The organism is Geodermatophilus normandii (assembly GCF_003182485.1).
GTDB classification, from domain to species: domain Bacteria; phylum Actinomycetota; class Actinomycetes; order Mycobacteriales; family Geodermatophilaceae; genus Geodermatophilus; species Geodermatophilus normandii.
The window spans coordinates 4296169-4315708 of record NZ_QGTX01000001.1 but is presented as its reverse complement, the minus strand read 5'-3'; the positions used below and the strand labels follow the sequence as shown (position 1 = coordinate 4315708).

The following is a 19540-nucleotide window of genomic DNA, read 5'->3' as shown; positions in this document are numbered from 1 at the left end:
GATGCTCGCCTACGTCGCCCGGCGACTGGCCCTGGCGGTCGGCACGCTGCTGGCCGCGGTGCTGATCACCTTCCTGCTCGTGCACGCCAGCGACAGCACCCCGGGCGCGGTCCGGCTCGGCGCGGGCGCCACGGCCGAGGCCGTCGCCGCCGAGAACGAGGCGCTCGGCTGGAACCGCCCGCTGTACGTGCAGTTCGCCGACTACCTCGGCGACCTGTTCCGCGGCGATCTCGGCACGTCGCTCATCGACGGCCGCGACATCGCCGACGACCTGGCCGACCGCCTCCCGGTCACCGGCTTCATCGCCCTGTTCGCCACCCTGCTGTCCGGCGTCGTCGGCATCCTGGTCGGCGTCACCGCCGCGGTGCGCGGCGGGCGGCTGGGCAAGGGCATCACCACCGGCAGCGGCATCGCGCTGTCGCTGCCGGCCTTCTGGGTCGGCGTCCTGTTCGTCTACCTCTTCTCCCTGCAGCTGGGCTGGCTGCCGGCCACCGGCTACGTCGACTTCTCCGTCGACCCCGCCACCTGGTTCCAGAGCCTGCTGCTGCCCGTGCTCACGCTCACCGTCGGCGGGGCGGCGATCGTGGCCCGCACCGCGGCCGCCGGGATGCGCGAGGCGCTGGCCCAGGAGCACATCCGCACGCTGCGGGCCATGGGGACGCCGCAGTGGCGGATCCGGTACGTGCACGCGCTGCGGTTCGCCAGCGTCCCGGTCGTGTCGACCCTGGGCATCCAGTTCATCGCGCTGTTCGGCGGCTCGGTGATCATCGAGAACCTCTTCGCGCTGCCCGGCCTCGGGCAGGCCAGCCAGAACGCCGCCTCCGCGAGCGACTTCCCCGCCCTCGTGGGTGTGGTCGTGATCGCCACCGCGGTCGTGGTCGTCGTCAACCTGCTGCTCGACCTGCTGGTCGCGGCGCTGGACCCGAAGGTGCGTGCTGCATGAGCGTGCTGCCCCTCCCCGGCGCCGAGGCCGCGGCCGACGAGGTCGCCATCGAGCCGGTCCCGCCGGCCCGCCGCCGCCGCGGCCTGCCGTCCGTCCTCCGCCGTCCCGGTGGCGTCTTCGGCGCCGTCTGGCTGACGTTCGTCGTCGTCGCCTCCCTCACCGCCCCACTGTGGCGGCCCTACGACGTCACCGAGCAGGACACCGCCAACCGGCTCGCGCTGCCCTCGGCCGACCACCTGCTGGGCACCGACCCGCTGGGCCGCGACCTGCTGTCCCGGATCTTCACCGCCGGGTCCCTGCCGCTGCTGGCGTCGGCGCTCATGCTCGTCGTCGCCTTCGGCATCGGCCTGCCGCTCGCGCTGGTCGCCGCCGAGCGCGGCCGCCGCGTCGAGCGGGTGATCAGCCGGGTCACCGAGGTGTTCCTCGCGCTGCCGGCGACGATCCTGCTGCTCGCCGTCATCGGCGTCATCGGCAACCGCCTCTACCCGGTGATGGCGATCATGGGCGTGCTCGTCTCCGCAGCCGTCTACCGGGTGCTGCTGGGCGTCGCGCAGTCGGTGCGCCAGCGCCTCTACGTCGACGCCGCCCGCGTCAACGGGCTCGGCTCGCTGCGGGTCAACCTGCTGCACGTGCTGCCGTCGATGGCCACGGTGGTCGCCGTGCAGGCCGCGCAGCTGTTCGGCATCGGCCTGCTCATCGTCGCGGGCCTGGCGTTCCTCGGCTTCGGGCCGGCGGAGCCCGAGCCCAGCTGGGGCTTCATGATCCAGGACGCCTCGGGCCATCTGTTCGACGGGCCGTGGCTGCTGGTCCCCACCGGCCTGGTGCTGGCGCTGACCGTCGTCGCGGCCAACGAGCTGGCCGACGCGCTGGCCGGCCGAGCCGTGGGGAAGGCGCCCGCCCGGCGCCGGCGCCGGCCGCTGCGCCGCGCCGTCGAGGCGGCCACCGCGGTGCCCGCCGACCCGGAGGCGGTGCTCGAGGTCCGCGACCTCACCATCTCCGTCGACGACGGCCCCGACCTGGTCACCGGGGTCTCCTTCACCCTCCGGCAGGGACAGGTGCTGGGCCTGGTCGGCGAGTCCGGCTGCGGCAAGACGATGACCGCCCGCTCCCTCATGGGCCTGCTGCCCGACGGCGTCGCGGTCACCGGCGGCTCCATCCGCTGGCAGGGCCGCGAGCTCGCCGGGCTGCCCGAGGCCGAGCTCAACCGCATCCGGGGCCGGGAGATCGCGATGATCTCCCAGGAGCCGATGGTGGCGCTGGACCCGATGTTCTCGATCGCCACCCAGCTCGTCGGCCCCATCCGCCGCTTCCGCGGGGTCGGCCGCAAGCAGGCGCGGCGGATCGCCGCGGACCTGCTGCGCAACGTCGGCATCGTCGACGCCCAGCGGGTGCTGACGAGCTACCCGCACCAGCTCTCGGGCGGCATGGCCCAGCGGGTGTGCATCGCGCTCGCGCTCACCGGCGAGCCGCGGCTGCTGATCGCCGACGAGCCGACGACGGCGCTCGACGTCACCGTGCAGGCGGAGATCCTGTCGCTGCTGCGGGCGCTGGTGCGCGACACCGGCCTGTCGGTGGTCATGGTCAGCCACGACCTCGGCGTCGTCGCCGACATCTGCGACACCGTCGCGGTGATGTACGCCGGCGAGGTCGTGGAGTCCGGCACCGCCGCGGCCGTGCTCGACGCCCCCGCGCACCCGTACACGATGGCGCTGCTGGGGGCCAACCCGCACGTGCCGGAGGGCGAGCCGGTGCCCGAGCGGCTGGCCTCCATCGCCGGCACCGTCCCGCCGCCGGGCTCGTGGCCGACTGGCTGCCGGTTCGCCACCCGCTGCCGGTTCGCCGAGGCGCAGTGCACGACGCCGTTCCCGGCGCTGCCCGCGCACGGGGAGGGCTCGGTCCTGTGCGTCCGGGTCGACGAGCTCACCCGGGACCACGCCACGTGGGCACCCGAGTCCGCCGGCGACGAGACCTCCGTCCAGGAGCCCACCCCGACCGCTGGAGTGTCCGCATGACCGCCCCCGCCGGTGCCACGGCCCTGTCGGCCGCGGCCACCACCCCCGCGCTGGAGATCCGCGACCTCGTCGTCCGCTACGGCTCCGGCCGGAAGGCGCGGCAGGCGCCCCCGGCCATCGACCGGGTCAGCTTCGACATCGCCCCCGGCGAGACCGTGGGCCTGGTCGGCGAGTCCGGCTCGGGCAAGTCGACGATCGGCAAGGCCGTGCTCGGGCTGCAGCCGGCGGCCTCCGGGACGATCCGGGTCAACGGCACGGACGTCACCGCGATGTCGCTCAAGCAGCGCAGCCGCCAGGTGGCCGACCTGCGCGTCGTCTTCCAGGACCCGTACTCCTCGCTCAACCCGGCGCGCACCATCGGCCAGACGCTGGTCGAGCCGCTGCGGCTCATGGGGACCAGGGGCGCCGAGGCACTGCGGAAGGCACGCGCCGGCCTGGAGTCGGTCGGCCTGCCCGGTGACGCCGTCGACCGCTACCCGTCGCAGTTCTCCGGCGGCCAGCGGCAGCGCATCGCCATCGCGCGGGCGCTGGTGTGCGACCCGCAGGTCGTCGTCCTCGACGAGCCGGTCAGCGCCCTGGACCTCTCCACCCAGGCGCAGGTGCTCAACCTGCTCGCCGACCTCCGCGACCAGCGCGGCCTGGCGTTCCTGTTCATCGCCCACGACCTCGGCGTCGTCCGGTTCCTCTCCCAGCGCACCGTGGTGCTCTACCGCGGGCAGGTCATGGAGACCGGACCGGTCGAGGCGGTCAGCCGGGCGCCGCGGCACCCGTACACGGTCGCGCTGACCGCCGCGGCGCCCGTGCCGCGCCCGGCCGAGCAGGCGGCCCGCCGCGCCGCCCGGGAGGCCGCCGGGTTCGGCACCGCCGGCGCTGCGCAGCCCGCGGCCACGGGCTGCCCCTTCGTGCCGCGCTGCCCGTTGGCCACCGACGTCTGCGTCGCCGAGCGGCCCCCGCTGCGGCTCGTCGGGGGCACCGAGACGGCCTGCCACCACGCCGAGCGGGTCCCCGCCCTGTGACGGGTGCGGCACCGCACGGCCTGCGCACCGAGCACCTCGACGAGCCGCTCGGCATCGGTACGACGTCGCCGCGCCTGTCGTGGCGGCTGCCCGACGGCGCCCGGGAGCAGCTCGCGTACCGGCTGACCACCGACGACGGCTGGGACTCCGGCTGGGTCGGGGACGGCCGGTCGGTGCTCGTCCCGTGGACCGGCCCGGTGCTGCGCTCGGCGCAGCGGGTGGCCTGGCGCGTGCGGGTACGCACCGACCTGGGCGAGAGCCCGCCGTCGGACCCCGCCCGGTTCGAGACCGGCCTGCTCGAGGCCACCGACTGGGCCGCCGACTGGATCGAGCCCGGCACCATGCCGGGCGGCCCGGCGGGGGAGCGGCCGGCCGCGCTGCTGCGGTGGGAGCTCGACGTCGACCGGCCCGTGGTGAGCGCCCGGCTGTACGCGACCGCGCAGGGTCTCTACGAGGCGTTCCTCGACGGCGACCGGGTCGGCGACGCCGAGCTGACCCCCGGCTACACCCAGTACGACCAGCGGCTGCAGGTGCAGACGCTCGACCCCGGCCCGGTGGCGCCCGGCCGGCACGCGCTCGCCGTCGTGCTCGCCGACGGCTGGTTCCGGGGCCAGACCGGCGTCACCCGCTCCGCCGACCAGTGGGGCGACCGCGTCGCGTTCCTGGCCCAGCTGCACCTCACGCACGACGACGGCGCCGTCACGGTGCTCGGCACCGGCCCGGGCTGGCGCAGCGCGACCGGTCACGTCACCGCCGCCGACCTCATCGCCGGGGAGCGGTGGGACCTCACGCGGCTGCCGCGCGGCTGGGACGCCCCCGGCTTCGACGACGCCGCGTGGGAGCCGGTCACCGTGGCCGAGCACGGCTTCGGCGGGCTGGTCGACAGCCCGGCCCCGCCGGTGCGCCGGGTGGAGGAGATCGTCCCGGTCTCGGTGACCCGGCTGCCGTCCGGCGTCCAGGTCGCCGACCTCGGCCAGAACGTCAACGGCTGGGTGCGGCTGACCGACCTCGGCCCCGCCGGCACGACGCTCACGCTCACCCACGGCGAGTGGCTCGGCCCCGACGGCGACGTCACGGTCGAGCACCTGCGGCCCGACCTGCCGTTCCTGCCGCACCCGCTGCCGGCCGGCCAGGTCGACGTCGTCGTCTCCGCCGGCGTGCCCGGCGAGGTCTTCGAGCCGCGCCGCACCACCCACGGCTTCCGCTACGTGCGCATCGAGGGCCACCCGCGCGACCTCACGCCCGGCGACCTGCGCGGCGTCGTGGTGCACACCGACCTGCGCCGCACCGGCACGTTCACCTGCAGCGACCCCCGGGTGGACGCCTTCCACGAGGCCGCCGTCCGGAGCTTCCGCGGCAACGCCTGCGACGTCCCGACCGACTGCCCGCACCGCGAGCGGCACGGCTGGACCGGCGACTGGCAGCTGTTCGTGCCGACGGCGGCGTTCCTGTACGACGTCGCCGGCTTCTCCACCAAGTGGCTGCGCGACGTCGTGGCCGACCAGTGGGCCGACGGCACGGTCGCCAACGTCAGCCCGTGCCCGCGCGGCGAGGGGCGGGACAGCCCGGTGTCGTTCCTCAACGGCTCGGCCGGGTGGGGCGACGCGGTCGTCGTCGTGCCGTGGGAGCTGTACCGCGCCTACGGCGACACCCGCGTGCTGGAGGAGACCTGGCCGGCGATGGTGCGCTGGCTCGACCGCGCCGGACGGATGGCCCGCGAGCAGCGGCACCCCGAGCGCGCCGCCCGCCGGCCGGAGCCCGCGCCGCACGAGCGGTACCTGTGGGACACCGGCTTCCACTGGGGCGAGTGGCTCGTCCCCGGCGAGGAGGTGGGCGACTTCGGCGCGTTCGTCGCCGCCGACGAGGGCGTCGTCGCCACCGCCTGGTTCGCGCACAGCGCGGAGCTCGCGGGCCGCGTCGCCGCCGTGCTCGGCCGGGACGACGACGCCGCCCGCTTCGCCGGCCTCGCCGCGCAGGTGCGCGCCGCCTGGCGGGCCGAGTACCTCGACGGCGACGGTCGGCTGGTCTCCGACACCCAGGCCGACCACGTGCGCGCCCTCGCCTTCGGCCTGGTCCCCGAGGAGCTGCGGCCCGCGGTCGCCGACCGGCTGGTGGAGCTGGTGCGGAAGGCGGGCACCCACCTGGGCACGGGCTTCCTCGCCACCCCGTACCTGCTGCCCGCCCTCGCCGACGCCGGGCATCTCGACGTCGCCTACGAGCTGCTGCTGCAGGACACCGAGCCCGGCTGGCTGGTGATGGTCGACCGCGGCTCGACCACGGTGTGGGAGCGGTGGGACGGCGTCGACGCCGACGGCGTCCCGCACGAGTCGCTCAACCACTACTCCAAGGGCGCGGTGGTCTCGTTCCTGCACCGGTACACCGCGGGGATCGAGCCGCTGGAGCCCGCGTACCGCCGCTTCCGCGTCCGGCCCCGCCCCGGCGGCGGGCTCACCTCCGCCGCGGCCGCGCACGAGTCGCCGTACGGCCGGATCGGGTCGTCCTGGCGGATCGACGGCGGCCGCTTCGAGCTGACCGTCGAGGTCCCCGCCGGGACCCGAGCCGAGGTCGTCCTGCCCGACGGCACCACCACGACCGCCGGCCCCGGCACCCACACGTTTCCGAGCACCCTGGAGGACGTCGCATGACCACCACCGAGTGGGCCGGCCCCGCCCGGTTCCTGCCCCGCCGGCGCCCGTCCGGCGCGAGGACGGCGCCCGGCACTTCTCCGGCGTCACCTACGCCGTGGCCTTCGGCTACCGGCCGCTGCAGCTCGACGTCTGGGTGCCCGACACCCCGGCGCCCGCGCCTCTGGTGGTGTGGGTGCACGGCGGCGCGTTCATGATGGGCGACCGCCGGTACCTGCCCGAGACGCTGCGCGGGAACCAGGTCTTCGACGCGCTGCTCGACGCCGGCCTCGCCGTCGCCACCATCGACTACCGGCACGCACTGGAGGCGCCGTTCCCCGCGCTGCTGCACGACGCGAAGGCCGCCGTCCGGTACCTGCGCCGATTCGCCGGCGAGCTGGGCGTCGACACCACCCGGGTCGGCGCGTGGGGCGAGTCGGCCGGCGGGCACGTCGCGGCGCTGCTCGGCCTGACCGGGCACCGGCCCGACCTCGAGGGCACGCACGGCGTGGTCGGGGAGTCCAGCGCGGTCGACGTCGTCGTCGACTGGTACGGCGTCTCCGACCTCGACACCATGCCGCGGCAGACGCCGCCGCCGGAGGTCGCCGCGCTGCTGCCCGAGGAGCTGCGCGGACCGCCGGAGGAGCACCTGGTCGCCGGCCTCACCGACGCCACCCGCGCCGACGCCAGCCCGGTCACGCACGTGACCGCGGAGGCGCCTCCGTTCCTGCTGCTGCACGGCACCGCGGACTGGCTGGTCCCGTACGCCCAGAGCGAGGCGCTGCACGCGGCGCTGCAGGCCGCCGGCGCCTCCCCGGAGCTGGTGCCGGTCGAGGGCGCCGGGCACATCTGGCTCGGCTCCGACGACGTCGACGGGATCGTCGACCGCTCCGTGCGGTACCTCGCCGGCGTGCTCCTCGGGGACCGGGTCCGATGAGCGACGTGACCGTCGCCCCCGTCACCGTCGAGCACCACCGGGTGCCGCTGGGCATCGGCGGGACCACCCCGCGGCTGTCGTGGGTCACCGCCACGGAGCTGCCGGGCTGGCGGCAGTCCGCGTACGAGCTGGAGATCGGCGACTGGTCCTCGGGCCGGGTCGACTCCGCAGACTCGGTGCTCGTGCCCTGGGGCGCGCCGCCGCTGGCCTCCCGGGAGCGGCGCACCGTCCGCGTCCGGGTGTGGGGACAGGGCGACGCCGGGCCGTCGGCCTGGAGCGAGGAGGTCGCCGTCGAGGCGGGCCTGCTCGCGCCGGCCGACTGGACCGCGCGGCTGGTGCGGCCGGTGCCGCCCACCGGCGCCGAGGAGGCCGTGGCCCTGCTGCGGCGGGAGTTCACCCTCGACCGGCCGGTGACCCGCGCCCGGCTGTACGCCACCGCCCAGGGCGTGTACGAGGCCGAGCTCAACGGCACGCCCGTGGACGACGCCGTGCTCTCCCCGGGCTGGACCAGCTACCGGCACCGGTTGCGGTACCGCACCACCGACGTCACCGGCCTGCTCCGCGAGGGCGCCAACGCGCTCGGCGTGCACCTGGCCGAGGGCTGGTTCACCGGCTACCTGGGCTTCACCGGCAAGCGGGAGTGGTACGGCGACCGCACCGGCGCGTTCCTGCAGCTGGAGGTCGAGCACCCCGACGGCTCCCGCACCGTGGTGACCACCGACGGCGCGTGGCGCTCGACGACCGACGGGCCCACCGTCCGCTCCGGCCTCTACTCCGGCGAGACGGTCGACTTCCGCCGCGACCTGCCCGGCTGGTCGGCGCCCGGGTTCGACGACGCCGCGTGGACGCCGGTGGAGGTCGCCGACCTCGACCTCGCCACGCTGGTGGCGCCCACCGGCCCGCCGGTGCGCCGCACGCAGGTCCTCCCGGTGCAGGCGGTCACCACCTCGCCGTCGGGGCGGCGGCTCGTCGACTTCGGGCAGAACCTGGTCGGGCGGATCCGGTTCGCGCTGCCCGACGGCCCCGCCGGCACGCAGATCACGGTGCGGCACGCCGAGGTGCTGGAGCACGGAGAGCTGGGCACCCGCCCGCTGAAGGCCGCCCGCGCCACCGACGTCGCCGTGCTCGACGGTCGCGGCCCGCGCACCTGGGAGCCGCGGTCCACCTTCCACGGGTTCCGCTACGCGGAGGTGTCGGGCTGGCCCGGAGAGCTGCGGGCCGAGGACCTCGAGGCCGTCGTCCTGCACACGGACCTGCGGCGCACGGGGACGTTCAGCTGCTCCGACCCCGAGGTCGAGCGGCTGCACGAGAACGTCGTCTGGGGGATGCGCGGCAACTTCCTCGACATCCCGACCGACTGCCCGCAGCGCGACGAGCGGCTCGGCTGGACCGGCGACCTCCAGGTGTTCGCGCCCACGGCGTCGTTCCTCCACGACACCACCGGCATGCTGCGCTCCTGGCTGGCCGACCTCGCCGTCGAGCAGCGCGAGTTCGACGGCGTCGTCCCGATGTACGTGCCGTTCCTGCCGCTGCTGCCCTTCCCGCAGCAGGCCGAGACCGGCTGGGGCGACGCGGCCGTCGTCGTCCCCTGGGTGCTGTACCAGCGCACCGGCGACGCCGGTCTGCTCGCCGACCAGTGGGGGTCGATGACGGCCTGGGTCGACGCCTTCGCCGCACGGGCGGGGGAGGCCCTCGACTTCCCCGGAGGGGGGTTCTCCTTCGGCGACTGGCTCGACACCGCCGCCCCGCCGGACAACCCGGCGGCCGCCCGGACACCGTGGCAGTGCGTGGCCACCGCCTACCTCGCCCGCTCGGCGCGCACCGTGGCGCAGGCCGCGGAGGTGCTCGGGCACGACGGAACGCGCTTCGCCGAGCTGGGCGAGCGGGCCGCGGCCCGCTTCCGCGCCGAGTACGTCTCCCCGAACGGCCGGGTCGCCTTCCCGTCGCAGACGGCCTACGCCCTGGCGTTGGAGTTCGACCTGCTCGAGCCCGGGCAGCGGGAGCACGCCGGCCGGCTGCTCGCCCAGCAGGTGCTGGCGGACGGGTTCCACATCGCCAGCGGCTTCCTCGGCACGCCGCTGGTCACCGACGCCCTGACCAACGCGGGCGAGCTGGCCACCGCCTACGCGCTGCTGCTGCAGCGGGAGAACCCGTCGTGGCTGTACGCGGTGACGATGGGCGCGACGACGATCTGGGAGCGCTGGGACTCCATGCTCCCCGACGGGACGATCAACCCCGGGGAGATGACGTCGTTCAACCACTACGCGTTCGGCGCGGTCGCCGACTGGCTGCACCGCACGGTCGCCGGGCTCGCCCCGGCCGCCCCCGGCTACCGGCGGATCCGGTTCGCCCCGCGGCCGGGGCCGGGCCTGACCTCGGCGGCGGCCACCCACGAGACGCCGTACGGCACCGCGTCGGTGTCCTGGGCGCTGACCGGGGGCACGGCGTTCGCGCTCGACGTCGTCGTCCCGCCGAACACGTCTGCGGAGGTCGTGCTGCCCGACGGCAGCGCGCCGGTGGAGGTGGGCTCGGGCCGGCACGCGTTCGCCTGCGCGATCGAGGAGCCGCGCCCGGTGGAGAGGCCGGCGCTGTTCTTCGACCCGGACGCGCACCCGTGATCCCGCGCCCCGTCGTCCCCGGCTTCCACCCCGACCCGAGCGTGGTCCGGGTCGGCGACACCTACTGGATGGTGCACTCGAGCTTCGAGTACGCCCCCGGCGTCCCGCTGTACCGCTCGGCCGACCTGGTCACGTGGGAGCAGGCCGGGCACGTGCTGGCCCGGCCCTCCCAGCTCGACGTCTCGGCCGCGCCCGGGTCGGGCGGCGTCACCGCGCCGACGATCCGCCACCACGACGGCCGGTTCTGGATGGTCACCACCAACCTCGCCGACGGCGGGTGGCAGGTGCTCACCTCCGCCGAGGACCCGCTGGGGGAGTGGTCGGACCCGGTCCGGATGCCGGAGGTCCGCGGCATCGACCCCGACCTCGCCTGGGACGACGACGGCACGCTGCTGGTCTCCTACGCCGGCTTCGGCGCGGGCGGCCCCGCCGGGCTGGTGCAGCAGGCGGTCGACCCGGTCACCGGGGCCGCGCTCACCGGGCGGCGGCGGCTGTGGCAGGGCACCGGCGGGCGCTTCCCCGAGGGCCCGCACCTGTACCGGGTGGGCGGCCTCTGGTACCTGCTCATCGCCGAGGGCGGCACCGAGCGCGGGCACGCGGTCACGATCGCGCGCGGGCCGTCACCGGCCGGGCCGTGGGAACCCTGCCCGGCCAACCCGCTGCTCACCCACCGTGGCGTCGAGTCGCCGGTGCAGAACACCGGCCACGCCGACCTGGTGCAGCGGGCCGACGGCTCCTGGGCGATCGTCTTCCACGGCGTCCGCCCGCGCGGCGCCAGCCCGCAGTTCCACGTCCTCGGCCGGGAGACCTTCGCCGCCGAGGTCGAGTGGGTCCACGGCTGGCCGCGGCTGGGGGAGTGGCTGACGCCGCCGGACGGCGCCGTCGAGGTCGCCGACGACCTCCCCGGCTCCGCGTGGGTCGCGCCCCGGCGGTTCCCCGGCGAGCTGCTCACCCGCGTCGAGGGCGGGTGGCGGCTGACCGCGGCCGATCCCGACCCGGCCTCGGAGGACCTCGCCTTCGTGGGACGCCGGCAGGAGCACGAGCACGCCCGGTTCCGCGCCACCGTGCGGGTGGACGGCGTCGGCGGGCTGACGCTGCGGATCGACGCCCGCCACCACCTCGACCTGGAGGTCGACGGCGACCGGGTGCGGGCCGTCGCCCAGGTCGGCGCGCTGCGCTCGGTGCTCGGGGAGGCCGCCGTCGCCCCGGGCGAGGACGTCGTCCTGGAGATCCGCACGCTGCCGGCCGAGGGGCACTTCTCCTCGACGGCGCTGGCCCCCGACGTGCTGGTGGCCGGCCTCGCCGGCGCGGGCCGCTGCACCGAGCTCGGCCGCCTCGACGGGCGCTACGTCTCCACCGAGGTCGCCGGCGGCATGACCGGACGGCTGGGCGGCGTCTGGTGCGCGCGCGGCGAACTGCTCGTCCGATCGACCGCATACCGCGGCGCCGACGACCCGGCCGCCGTCTGACCACGGAGGAACGTGTGTCCCTGCGCATCACCCGACGCTGCCGCGTCGTCGTCGACAACGACTGGGCCGGTGACCCCGACGGCCTGGTCGCCCTGGCCCACCACCTGCTCAGCCCCGCCAACCGGGTGGACGCGGTGACCAGCTCGCACCTGAACCCGGTGTTCGGGCCACCCGAGGGCACCGCGGGGAGAGGCGCCCGGTTCGCCGAGGAGCTGGTGGACGTGGTCGACGGCCCCCGGCCGGCCGTCGCCGCCGGCTGCGACGTGCTCCTGGACGCAGGCGACACCCGCTCGGCCGCGGCGGACCTCATCGTCGCCGAGGCCCGGCGGGACGACCCACTGCCGCTGTTCCTGGTCTGCGCCGGGCCGCTCACCAACGTCGCGCAGGCGTTGCGGCAGGCGCCGGAGATCGCGTCGCGGCTGACGCTGGTCTGGGTCGGCGGGGCGCTGGACCCGGCCGCCTTCGAGTACAACCGGGAGACCGACGCCGGAGCAGCCCGTGAGGTGCTGGCCCGCACCGATCTCGCCGTCTCCCAGTTCCCGCTGGAGACCTACCGGCGGTGCGAGTACTCCGTCGCCGAACTGGAGCAGGACCTGGGTGGGGCGGGCCGGGTGGGGGCGTGGCTGTGGCAGCGGTACGTCGAGCTGCCGATCCCCGACTTCGTGGAGCAGGGGGAGACCTGGCCGTTGGGCGACACCCCGCCGTTGCTGCTGACCGCCCTCAGCGACGCCACCAGTGCGTGGACCGAGACCGCGTCCGCGCCCGGGGGTGCGTCCCGGCGCGTGTACGTCGACGTCGACGTCCGGCTGCTGGTCGCCGACCTCCACGCCAAGCTGCGGCGGCACGAGCGGCAGGCGGTCGGGGCCCCGGGGCGGGTGTGACCGGCGCCCGGGTGGGGTGGGGCACCCGGCCCACCCCACCGGGTCACGACGTGCTCATGCCGGTCTCGGTTCAGGGCGCCACCACGGTGCTCACCCGGCTGCCCCGGCGGCCGGCGTCCCACCACCGCGGGATGGTCTCCAGCCTCCGCCGCGCCCCCTACGTCGTGGTGCTGCGGCCGGAGCGCTCCGGTCTCGCGCTGTCGGCCACCCCCTGGGCGTGGAGCGACACCGTGGGCAGCTGGGCCTTCCCCTCCGGGACCCGGGGGACGCCGCTGACGGTCGAGGTCCACAGCGACGCCGAGGAGTCGAGCCGGCCCGGCGGACGCCGCGCTGCACCGAGCGGCGCTGCCACTGGTCGGCAGCTGCGAGGCCGTGCGGTCCGCGGCACAGCAGGATGGGGTGGTGACCTCCGCCACGCCCCCCGACCGGTCCGACCTGGACGCGCTGCCCCTCGAGACGAAGGCGGCGCTGCTGTCCGGACAGGACTTCTGGTCCACGCCGGCGGTCGAGGCGGCCGGGCTGCCCTCGGTGGTGCTCACCGACGGCCCGCACGGCGTGCGCCGCCAGGAGGGGGACTTCGACCGGATCGGGCTGCTGCGGAGCGTCCCCGCCACCTGCTTCCCGCCGGCGGTCGGCGTGGGGTCGAGCTGGGACCCCGACGTCGCCGAGCGGGTCGGCGCCGCGGTCGGCCGGGAGGCCCGCGCCCTCGGCGTGCCCGTCGTCCTCGGCCCGGGCGTGAACGTCAAGCGGTCCCCCCTGGGCGGGCGGAACTTCGAGTACTACTCCGAGGACCCGCTGCTGACCGGCGTGCTCGGCGCCGCGCACGTCCGCGGCCAGCAGGCGGCGGGAGCCGGTGCCTCGGTCAAGCACTTCGCGGCCAACAACCAGGAGACGCAGCGCATGCAGGTCAGCGCCGACGTCGACGAGCGGACCCTGCGCGAGATCTACCTGCCCGCCTTCGAGCGGATCGTCACCGAGGCGCGGCCGGCCACCGTCATGTGCGCCTACAACAAGGTCAACGGCGTCTACGCCTCGCAGAACCACTGGCTGCTCACCGAGGTGCTGCGCGAGCAGTGGGGCTTCGAGGGTGTCGTCGTGTCCGACTGGGGCGCCGTCGACGACCGGGTCGCGGCCCTCCGGGCCGGGCTGGACCTGCAGATGCCCGGCGACGCCGGCGCCGGCAACCGGCTCGTCGTCGAGGCGGTCCGGTCCGGGGAGCTGGACGAGGAGTTCGTCGACCGCAGTGCCCGGCGGGTGGCCGCGCTGGCCGACCTGGTGGCCGAGCCGGCCGGGGCCTTCGACGTCGACGCGCACCACGCGCTCGCCCGGGAGCTGGCCGCGCAGTGCGCGGTGCTGCTGAAGAACGACGGCGCCGTGCTGCCGCTGGCGCCGGGGACGCGGGTCGCCGTCGTCGGGGAGTTCGCCCGGACGCCGCGCTACCAGGGGGGCGGGAGCTCGCACGTCAACGCCACCCGGGTCGACGACGCCCTGACGGCCCTGCGGGAGGCGCTGCCCGCCGTCTCCTTCGCGCCCGGCTTCTCCCTCGACGGCCCCGGCGACTCCCTCCGGGAGGAGGCCGTCGCGCTCGCGCGGGACGCCGACGTCACCGTCGTCTTCGCCGGGCTGGCCGAGGACGACGAGTCCGAGGGCTTCGACCGCGCCACGATCGACCTGCCCGCCGTCCAGGTGGAGCTGATCCGGGCGGTGGCCGCGGCCAGCGCGCGCACCGTCGTCGTGCTGTCCTCCGGCGGCATCGTCTCGCTGGAGGGCTGGCACGACGACGTCGACGCGGTCCTGGCCGGCTTCCTGCTCGGCCAGGCCGGCGGCAGTGCGCTGGCCGACCTGCTCACCGGCGCGGTGAGCCCGTCGGGGCGGCTGGCGGAGTCGATCCCGCTGCGCCTCGAGGACAACCCCAGCTTCCTGGACTTCCCGGGCGAGCAGGGGCACGTCCGCTACGGCGAGGGCGTGATGGTCGGCTACCGCCACTACACGACCGTCGGCCGTCCGGTGCGCTACCCGTTCGGCCACGGGCTGGGCTACACGACCGTCGACACCTCCGGCCTGCGGGTGACGGCGACCGGTGACGACACCGCCCTGGTGTCGGTCACCGTGACCAACACCGGGGAGCGGGCGGGCCGGCACGTGGTGCAGGTCTACGTCGCCACGACGGCCGGCCCGGTCCGCCGCCCGGCGCGGGAGCTGCGCGCGTTCACCAAGGTCGCGCTGGAGCCGGGGGAGTCGCGGACGGTGGAGCTGGAGCTCGACCGCCGCGCCTTCGCCTACTGGGACGTCCGGGAGGGCGGCTGGGTCGTGGCGCCGGGGGAGTACACCGTGCAGGTCGGCGCCAGCGCCGCCGAGGTGCTGGCAGAGGAGACCGTGACCCTGGCCGGGGACACGGTCGTCCCGGAGCTCACGCTCGGCTCGTCGGTGGCCGAGTGGTTCGAGCACCCGGTGGTCGGCCCGCAGCTGCTCGAGGGCTTCCTCGCGTCCATGCCGGACGGCGCCGCGGAGATGCACGCCGGGATGCTGCAGATGATCGGCTCCATGCCGATGCGCCGCTTCGCCGCCGACTTCGGCTCCGCCATCCCGCCGGCCGAGCTCGACCGGCTGGTCGCGGTGGCGCGGGACGCGCGCGCCACGTGACCTCCCCGTCGGGCGACGGAGACGGCTGTGCTGCCGCCCGTCAGTTGATGCAGCTGGTGTCGGCGGCGGTCCGCGCCGGCTCCGCGGGGGCGGCGGGGGAGGACGTCGGCGGCGGAACGGCCTGGCCGATGCCGGAGAAGTCCCCGCCCAGGACCAGCTGCACGGTCCCGGGCGTGGCGTCGTCGGCGACCTCGGTGAGGGCGCCGGGCACCTGCGCGGCCAGCGTGGCGGCCGGGGCCTCGTCGCCCGCGGCGTGGCGGATCGTCGTCCGGTCGTGGTCGCTGCGGTCGGCGTTGCCGGTGCCGGTCACGCGGAAGCCGGCGGCCTCGAGCGCGGACCGGGCCTGCGCGGCCGCCCCGGGCACGCCCGAGCCGTTGAGGACCTCGACCGACACCTCCGACGGCGCCACCGTGTCCGGAGCCGCGGGTGCCCCGGGGGCCGCTGCCTCGGGTTCGGCGGCCAGACCCGCGAAGAACGCGTGCAGGGTCTCCTCGTCGGCGAGCTGCACGATCGAGCTGCCGTTGGCGTCACGGGCGTCCGGGTCCGCGATCGGGACGGTCCGGAAGTCGATGTCCCCGGGCGTCACGGACTGCAGCTGCCGGGCCAGGTCGAGGAGGTCGAGGTCGCGGTCGACGGTGAGCGCCTCCGACGCCGCCCGCACCAGCTCGCGCTGCGTGCCGAGGTCGAGCAGCACGTCCTGCGAGAGCAGCTTGCGCAGCACGCCGCCGAGGAAGACCTGCTGGCGGACGATCCGGTCCAGGTCGGCCCGGGGCAGCGCGTCGGAGCCGTCCGGGCGGACCCCGTGACGCTGGCGGACGAACCGGAGCGCGTCCACGCCGGAGATGGTCTGCTCCCCGGCCGGGAAGACCGCGCCGGAGTACGCGGAGTCGTCGACGGCGTAGCAGAGGTTGACGGTCACGCCGCCGACGACCTCGGTCAGCTCGAAGAAGCCGAGCAGGTCGACCTCGACGTAGTGGTCGATCTCCAGACCGCTGAGCCGGTTGATCGTCTCCACCAGCAGCCGCGCGCCGCCGGACTCCTTGTCGGCCTCGGGCGCGGCGTCGTCGACGTCGCCGTAGCCGTGCGCGTAGGCGGCGTTGAGCTTGTCCGTGCCGTGACCCGGGATCTCGACGTAGGAGTCCCGGGGGAAGGAGACGAACGAGGCGTGCGACCCGTCCGCCGGCACGTGCACCAGGATCATCGTGTCGGTGTTGGTCCCCGAGTCGACGCCCGCGTTGAAGCGGGCCAGCTGCTCGGGCGTGAGGTCGGCGCGGCTGTCGTTGCCGACCAGGAGCAGGTCCATCGCCTCCGCCGGATCCCCGCCGGTGCCGTCGCCGGGGATGGCGTCGGTGCGGTCGACCGTCGCGTCGGCGACCCGGCCGAGGTACCAGCCCCAGCCGCTGGCGGCCAGCAGGACCACCGACACGACGGCGGCCACGGCGCGGAGGACGACGACGGCCGGGCCGGTGCGGCGGCGCGGCGTCCCCGTCCCGCGGCCGGCGCGCGGGTCGAGCCGCGCGGGGATGGGCCGGGTCGCGGGGCCGCCGTGGTCGTCGAGGTCTCGGCTCACGGCGCCGCAGGGTAGGGGCGGCGGGTGCGGGCGTGGGCTCCTCGGGACGCGGGAACGACAGCTCGCGGTGCCGGGGCCGGCCGACCGGGCCGGCCGGACTCCCGGGGCGGCGGAGACGGCCACTCCTGCCGCCCGAGGACCGGTCCTCGGGCGGCGGCCGGTCAGCGGTGGAGGTGGAGGCGGAGCGCGTCGTCGAGGGCGGCCGTCCTCGTGGGGGGCACCCGGCCGGGAACGGCCCCCGACGCGCTCGACGGCGACGGCGCGGACCTGCTCCGACTGTGCCTCGCCGTCGACCTGGAGACCGGTGTCCTCGGCCGGGAGCAGGGTCTGGAAGGGGAAGACCCGGGTGTGCGGCCCTGTCGTCCGGCCGGGCGGTCGTGCCAGGGTGGGGTGCGCCCACGGGGGTCGGCAGCGCGGAGGAGGAGGCCGGCCGATGCTCGAGGACCCTGTACCGCGGCCCGCCGTCCGGGCGTCCGACGCCGACCGCGAGGCGGCGGTGACCCGGCTGCAGACCGCCATGGCGGAGGGGCGGATCACCGTCGACGAGTTCGGGGAGCGGGCCCAGGCCGCCTACGCGGCGACGACCACCGACCAGCTCGGCCCCCTGCTCGCGGACCTGCCGGCCCGGGCGGCCGACGCGCAGGTCGAGATGGTGGGCGGTCGGCAGGCCGCGGCGCGGTCCTCCGTCCTGGGCGACGTCCGGCTCGACGCCCGGTCCCCGCTGCCGCAGCGGGTCAGGACCGGGATCGGCGACATCCGGGTCGACCTGCGGGCCCTGCGCACCGACGCCGAGGTGGTCGACCTGGACCTCACCACCGTGATCGGCGACGTGGACGTGGTCGTCGCCGAGGGCGTGGACGCCGAGCTGGAGGGCTGGACGGTCATCGGCGACCGGAGGGTCGAGCTGGCGCCGGTGCCGCGGCTGGCGGGCACCCCGCGCGTCGTGGTGCGGGCACACGCCGTGATCGGGGACCTGCGGCTGCGCAGCCTCGGTCCCGGCGAGTCGGCGAGCGGGTGGCGGGCGCTGCTCGACCGGCTGGCCCAGCGTCCGCGACCGGCCGGGTCCTGACCGCCCGGGGGTGGCAGGGACGGCCGTCCCTGCCACCCCCGGGCGACGGTCAGACCCTCAGCTGGTCGTCGTCGCGGTCCTCGCGGAGGGTGGGCCCGGCCGCCGGGACGGCGGCGTGCGCACCCGAGCGCAGCAGCGCCGCGAGTTCCTCCTCGGACTCCACCGCCTCGCCGCGGGCCACCATGCCGGCGTGCTCGGCCAGCGGGATCTCCCTGAGCGCGAACGACAGCAGCAGCGCGAGCACGAGCAGCGGCACGAGGTACCAGAACACCGGCGCCAGCGAGTCGGCGTAGGCGTCGACGATCGCGGTCCGCAGGGGCTCACCGGCGGCCTCGACCGCGGCCGGCACCAGGGTGTCCGGCGAGGTGATGCCCGCGGCGGCCGCCTGCTCGGCGTTGCCGGACAGCGCGCCGGTCAGGTTCTCGGCGAGCCTGCTGGTGAACAGCGTCCCGAAGACGGCGACGCCGAGGGTGGCGCCCACCTCGCGGAAGTAGTTGTTGGTCGAGGTCGCGGTGCCGATCTGGGTGGCCGGGACGGCGTTCTGCGCGGCCAGGACGACGTTCTGCATGATCAGCCCGAGTCCGCAGCCGAGCGCGAAGAACATCACGCCGATCGTCCACAGCGACGTCGCGCCGGTCAGCGTGGTCATCCAGACGACGGCCGCGAGGATCACCGCGATGCCGGCGACGGTGAACCGCTTGTACCGCCCGGTCCGGAGGATGAACGTCGCCGAGCCCTGGATCGTGACGATGATGCCGGCGGTCATGGGCAGCATGAGCAGCCCCGAGTTCGCGGCCGACAGCCCGGAGCTCATCTGCAGGAAGGTCGGCATGAACGCGATGGCCGAGAACATGCCGAGGCCCACGGCCATGCCCATCCCCGTGGCGACGACGAACGTCCGGTTGCGGAACAGGCTCAGCGGCACGATCGGCTCGACCGCGTGCCGCTCCACCAGCACGAAGGCGACGGCCGCGACGACGAACGCCGCCGCGAGCGCGAGCGTGAGCGGGTCGGTCCAGCCGTCGCTGCCGCCGAGGTCGGCGAACAGCACCAGCGACGTCGTCAGGGCCGACAGCGCGACGATGCCCGCGACGTCGAGCGGGGTCGTGCTGCGCTTGCGCGGCAGCGACAGCGCGAACCAGCCGATGAGGAAGGCGCCCAGGCCCACCGGCACGTTCACCCAGAAGCACCACTCCCAGCCCAGCGCGGCCGAGTCGGTGAGGAAGCCGCCGACCAGCGGCCCGGCGACGGCGGACAGGCCGAACAGCGCGCCGATCGGGCCCATGTACCTCGCCCGCTCCCGCGCCGGGACGATGTCGGCGATGATCGCCTGCGACAGGATCATCAGCCCGCCGCCGCCGAGGCCCTGCACCCCGCGCCAGATGACGAACCAGGTGAAGTCCGGCGCCAGCGCGGCGCCGATGCTGGCCACGGTGAACAGGCCGATGGCGACGAGGAACAGCGTGCGGCGGCCCCACAGGTCGCCGAACTTGCCGTAGACGGGCATGACGAGCGTCGTCGCCAGCAGGTAGGCGGTGGTCACCCAGGCCATGTGCGAGACGCCGCCGAGCTCGCCGACGATCGTGGGCATCGACGTCGACACGATCGTCTGGTCGAGGGCGGCCATGAGCATGCCGGCCAGCAGCGCGCCGAAGATGACGTTGATGCGCCGCCGGGTCAGGACGATCGGCGGCGCGGAGGGGTCGGGCGGGGCCTGCACGGAGGTCCTCTTTCGGTCGTTCGGCGGTGCCGCGGGCG

12 protein-coding genes are annotated in these 19540 nt (G+C 75.8%); 10 read left to right on the top strand and 2 right to left on the bottom strand.

Translation table 11 applies throughout. The features are described from left to right. Position 1: 1 nt before the first annotated feature. From JD79_RS20755 to JD79_RS20710, 9 genes are all read left to right on the top strand, one after another. Positions 2-943, top strand: a complete 942-nt coding sequence (locus JD79_RS20755; RefSeq protein WP_110007050.1) for an ABC transporter permease — start codon at positions 2-4, stop codon at positions 941-943. Then, entirely contained in the window at positions 940-2955 is a 2016-nt protein-coding gene (locus JD79_RS20750) for a dipeptide/oligopeptide/nickel ABC transporter permease/ATP-binding protein (RefSeq protein ID WP_110007049.1), read from the top strand. The genes JD79_RS20755 and JD79_RS20750 overlap by 4 nt, the downstream gene beginning before the upstream one ends. Beyond that, positions 2952-3971 (top strand): ABC transporter ATP-binding protein, encoded by a 1020-nt coding sequence (locus JD79_RS20745; RefSeq protein WP_110007048.1) that lies wholly within the window; start codon positions 2952-2954, stop codon positions 3969-3971. The genes JD79_RS20750 and JD79_RS20745 overlap by 4 nt, the downstream gene beginning before the upstream one ends. Further along, the gene (locus JD79_RS20740; RefSeq protein WP_110007047.1) at positions 3968-6616 is read left to right on the top strand and encodes a family 78 glycoside hydrolase catalytic domain; all 2649 of its coding nucleotides are present in this window, start codon (positions 3968-3970) and stop codon (positions 6614-6616) included. The genes JD79_RS20745 and JD79_RS20740 overlap by 4 nt, the downstream gene beginning before the upstream one ends. Before the next feature lie 10 nt (positions 6617-6626). Then, positions 6627-7532 carry an alpha/beta hydrolase gene (locus tag JD79_RS20735; RefSeq protein ID WP_110007046.1) on the top strand — a complete coding sequence of 302 codons (906 nt, stop codon included), beginning with the start codon at positions 6627-6629 and terminating at the stop codon, positions 7530-7532. Further along, positions 7529-10150 (top strand): glycoside hydrolase family 78 protein, encoded by a 2622-nt coding sequence (locus JD79_RS20730; protein WP_110007045.1) that lies wholly within the window; start codon positions 7529-7531, stop codon positions 10148-10150. Before JD79_RS20735 ends, JD79_RS20730 begins: the two co-directional genes overlap by 4 nt. Further along, on the top strand, positions 10147-11619 hold the full coding sequence (locus JD79_RS20725; RefSeq protein WP_110007044.1) for a glycoside hydrolase family 43 protein: 1473 nt from the start codon (positions 10147-10149) through the stop codon (positions 11617-11619). The genes JD79_RS20730 and JD79_RS20725 overlap by 4 nt, the downstream gene beginning before the upstream one ends. Positions 11620-11633: 14 nt before the next feature. Further along, entirely contained in the window at positions 11634-12500 is an 867-nt protein-coding gene (locus tag JD79_RS20720; RefSeq protein WP_110007043.1) for a nucleoside hydrolase, read from the top strand. A gap of 402 nt (positions 12501-12902) precedes the next feature. Beyond that, positions 12903-15143, top strand: a complete 2241-nt coding sequence (locus JD79_RS20710; protein WP_110007041.1) for a glycoside hydrolase family 3 C-terminal domain-containing protein — start codon at positions 12903-12905, stop codon at positions 15141-15143. Between the two features lie 40 nt (positions 15144-15183). Here the strand turns inward: JD79_RS20710 and JD79_RS20705 are convergent, their stop codons facing one another. After that, a complete protein-coding gene (locus tag JD79_RS20705) occupies positions 15184-16713 on the bottom strand; it encodes an LCP family protein (protein ID WP_211308082.1) in 1530 nt (509 codons plus the stop codon). 433 nt (positions 16714-17146) lie between these two features. On the opposite strand from JD79_RS20705, the gene JD79_RS20700 reads away from it, so the two are divergent. Continuing rightward, positions 17147-17782 carry a DUF1707 SHOCT-like domain-containing protein gene (locus JD79_RS20700; protein WP_110007039.1) on the top strand — a complete coding sequence of 212 codons (636 nt, stop codon included), beginning with the start codon at positions 17147-17149 and terminating at the stop codon, positions 17780-17782. Between the two features lie 49 nt (positions 17783-17831). Here JD79_RS20700 and JD79_RS20695 read toward each other — a convergent pair whose 3' ends face one another. Beyond that, positions 17832-19502 (bottom strand): MDR family MFS transporter, encoded by a 1671-nt coding sequence (locus JD79_RS20695; RefSeq protein ID WP_110007038.1) that lies wholly within the window; start codon positions 19500-19502, stop codon positions 17832-17834. Positions 19503-19540 lie beyond the last annotated feature (38 nt).

Coding starts and splice junctions, on each gene's coding strand:
- JD79_RS20745 (WP_110007048.1), top strand. CDS start 2,952: ATGACCGCCCCCGCCGGTGCCACGGCCCTGTCGGCCGCGGCCACCACC.
- JD79_RS20730 (WP_110007045.1), top strand. CDS start 7,529: ATGAGCGACGTGACCGTCGCCCCCGTCACCGTCGAGCACCACCGGGTG.
- JD79_RS20750 (WP_110007049.1), top strand. CDS start 940: ATGAGCGTGCTGCCCCTCCCCGGCGCCGAGGCCGCGGCCGACGAGGTC.
- JD79_RS20755 (WP_110007050.1), top strand. CDS start 2: ATGCTCGCCTACGTCGCCCGGCGACTGGCCCTGGCGGTCGGCACGCTG.
- JD79_RS20700 (WP_110007039.1), top strand. CDS start 17,147: ATGCTCGAGGACCCTGTACCGCGGCCCGCCGTCCGGGCGTCCGACGCC.